A 400-nucleotide genomic window follows, 5' to 3' on the forward strand; every position below is an offset into this window, starting at 1 on the left:
TTTACACAACAGATAAAGAAGGATTCTACAAAGAAGCAACTCGTACATTTGATGCTGTAAGTGATAAATCTACAGGAACAGTTGGAGAGAAAGTACCTAGCCAACAATACTATGTCATTGTGAAAGGTAAAGACCTTCCAGTAGACCCAACTAAACCACTAGATCCAAACAACAATCCAGTGGATCCAACAAATCCAACTCCAGAAAATCCAACGAAACCGCGTGATCCTGAAACACCAGTAACGCCAAAACCAGAGGATAAAGTACCAAACGATCCTAAAGGACGTACTTATGGAGAATTAGGATTAGTTGAACAAGTTACACGTACAATCAACTACGTGAAGAATGACGGTTCTAAAGCTGCAGAGCCAGTTAAAGAAACATTAACATTCACACGTAA

1 protein-coding gene is annotated in these 400 nt (G+C 39.2%); it reads left to right on the forward strand.

Annotation, left to right across the window (positions count from 1 at the left end):
* Positions 1–400, forward strand: a 400-nt coding sequence (locus OCF96_RS09890) for a mucin-binding protein (protein ID WP_419991744.1), incomplete at both ends; no start/stop codon positions are given.

This window comes from Streptococcus mitis (assembly GCF_946190065.1).
Lineage (GTDB): Bacteria > Bacillota > Bacilli > Lactobacillales > Streptococcaceae > Streptococcus > Streptococcus mitis_DE.